Source organism: Alicyclobacillus tolerans (assembly GCF_900142255.1).
Lineage (GTDB): Bacteria > Bacillota > Bacilli > Alicyclobacillales > Alicyclobacillaceae > Alicyclobacillus_I > Alicyclobacillus_I tolerans.
The window spans coordinates 1-2,269 of sequence record NZ_FRAF01000056.1; the positions used below are offsets into that span (position 1 = coordinate 1).

Sequence of the window (2,269 nt, forward strand, 5' to 3'; positions counted from 1 at the left end):
CTGCATGGACATCCGCACATCGATCCCTTCGGTAAGATTTCTGTTTGAGTGAGCCGATACCCTTTCGGTAAGATTTTAGCTGAGTGATCGCGCAATATTGAATAGTATTCAAATTACATTTATACTTATATTGGCAAGCGCTATAGTATATAGTACTTTTTTATTAGATATTACATGTTTCTCATATGTAATTCATATTTTAGACCTGCATTTTTCTAAGAAAGATAAACAATCCAACAACAACTCTTAGGTGTTAATATTAATTTTCGAAAAATAGGTTATTGTCAATCAATTCTACATATAAGTGAACTGTTATGTGTTTACATATAGGCGATGGAGGTAATATATTGAAAATTTCATTTAAAGTAACAAATAACAGAAAAAAACTTAGGATATCTAGATATATTGCAATGATTGCTTTACTAATGCAATTTAATTATATAATGCTAGTTACTAACGAATATAAACATCTGCAACATGAATTTCTGGGAATTTTTATTACAGGAATATGGATCCTAGTGAACGTATTAATTATAGCAATTGTAGTTAAAGTCATATATGTACGAAGACGAGAATAAATTAACTATAAGATAGTTAATCAGGCTGTAGAAAAAGACCACTGCGATTGGTCTTTTTCAATTAAAGCAATATATTTGTGGTTTTATCTATACAGAATTGTATAAATAGGAAATGTGAATCTCCCTTTATCCAACTCGTTATGCTAGGTAAAAGGAGATTTTTTCATGTTCTCAAAGACAGCAGTCATTAGTGACTGTTTGAACATTTTGTCCCTGCCTCGGAACTCCGCATATCTGTATCTATGAAGCTGTTTTGCATCTGCAAACCTCGTTCAATGGTTTGCTTGCTGAGTCTGTATAGGCGTTTCCCAGATTTACTAAATCGGTACTCTTGGACCCTCTCTTTGCTGTCCTCCCATACGTGTCGTACCAAAACTTTTTGCTGGTTGCGGGACAAAGTACACAGAGCCAGAAGAGGACTTGTCTTGCAAATTGCTGGATCAGATTTGTACTCCCTGTGGCCTTCACGAGTTGTCGTGCGGTAAGTAAGCGGTTTTTTCTGGACATATGTACGAATCAGTTTCCATAATCGTATTGGAAATTTCATTGGATATCAAACACTGTGTGGGATGAATTCGGCGATGACGAATCACTGCTAGTTTCCGTCGCTATCCGGCAGTTATGACCAAAAAAAGACTTAATTTTATTTCATAAGAGGATAACGATGTATGGATTGTTTTTATGTTTAGAGTTATTGGAGTGTTTGTACACCTTAAACATATATATTGTAAATACACAGAAAGTCCAAGCAACAATCACACATATCACTAATACCAATGACCTTCAAATTTACAAAGTTGACATCCTCCCCATGCCTAAAGATGGACGCATAAAGTTGCGTAGCGTCGTCACACCCCCGATATATCCTTGTTACCCAATCTTATCCAACAAGATAACTGCATTCACACAACCATCCTGCATCCGTTTTCGGATAAATTCCGCATAAGGTTCGACAACAGTTTTGATAGATATGTGATGATAAGCTCTAGGTTCCTACTGAAAAAGCCATCCACGTATGGTCTTTCGATCTCGCCCGAGATTCTCTCCCCCTCAGGGAGAATGTCAGGTTCCTAGTGGAGATTTTACAACTGATGCTGACAGGGCCGTGAATGGGCAAAAATCCTTAACTCCATCATGATGACACAATTGAACAGGATGCAAAGGGGAACCCCGTTCCTGCAAAAATCGTGTTCGTGCGAGACAGGAATCTCTCTTGTCAGTGGCTGGCTCTGCTATCCACGGATATAAGTCTGTCGGACGATGAAGTCATTCGCATCTATGACAAGCACTGGGATATTGAGTCCTTTTTCAAGGCGAGCAAGTCAGACCCTCCGGCTGGCGAAGGAGTTACAGGAACGTACATACGACACCGGAATCGATATGATAATTCTGCAGTTTATGACTCATTTACCCATTTCTATCAAGAGAAACTGGCTGCCTAAGAACGCGAAACTTGAGTGATTCTGATATACTGACATTTGTACTCTGAAGATACATTGTGATGCAAAAAAAAAATCAGAAAAAGAATTCCATAACATAAATGAGAAGAAGGTGTATGATCAACCCATGCATAACCAGTTTGTAACAGTGAGTGCAAAAGACCCTATTATCTCTCGCTGGCTCAACAAGCCCTATAGGGAACCTTTGCTTTTACTTCTTCTCTCCATTTTCGTAGGTATAATTGGGGGTCT

At 38.1% G+C, this 2,269-nt stretch carries 1 protein-coding gene and 1 pseudogene; one reads left to right on the forward strand and one right to left on the reverse strand.

What is annotated here, in order from left to right; all coding sequences use genetic code 11:
- Positions 1-765: 765 nt before the first annotated feature.
- The gene (locus tag BUA75_RS15770) at positions 766-1,125 is read right to left on the reverse strand and encodes a transposase (RefSeq protein ID WP_072875492.1); all 360 of its coding nucleotides are present in this window, start codon (positions 1,123-1,125) and stop codon (positions 766-768) included.
- Between the two features lie 595 nt (positions 1,126-1,720).
- Here BUA75_RS15770 and BUA75_RS16205 point away from each other — a divergent pair.
- Positions 1,721-1,946: pseudogene (locus BUA75_RS16205) on the forward strand (IS4 family transposase); the annotation flags it as partial.
- Positions 1,947-2,269: the final 323 nt, after the last annotated feature.